Source organism: Moellerella wisconsensis ATCC 35017, assembly GCF_001294465.1.
In the GTDB taxonomy this organism is placed as follows: Bacteria; Pseudomonadota; Gammaproteobacteria; order Enterobacterales; family Enterobacteriaceae; genus Moellerella; species Moellerella wisconsensis.
In genome coordinates, this window is sequence record NZ_LGAA01000093.1 from 1 (window position 1) to 238 (window position 238).

A 238-nucleotide genomic window follows, 5' to 3' on the forward strand; every position below is an offset into this window, starting at 1 on the left:
GACTAAAACGAAAAGCATCGCACTTAACCATCACCTGTGACTTACCGATTTTTAAACCCTTCATTACCCTGCTGGCTAACGTCATCGAACGTCACCCAAAAGTCTTCAGCATCACGCTCAATTACAGCAATGCTGACTATACGGCAGAAACGGGCGGTTACCGCCCCGTTGAAATTAGGATAGAAAGGAAACAGGATAATCGATGGCATATCTGTTACGTAACCGAGTTTACCTATAT

The 238-nt window shown here is 44.1% G+C and carries 1 protein-coding gene; it reads left to right on the forward strand.

The features are described from left to right. Window positions 1-110 precede the first annotated feature (110 nt). A partial coding sequence (locus M992_RS15725) for a DUF2787 family protein (protein WP_390892511.1) occupies window positions 111-238 on the forward strand: 128 nt, incomplete at its 3' end.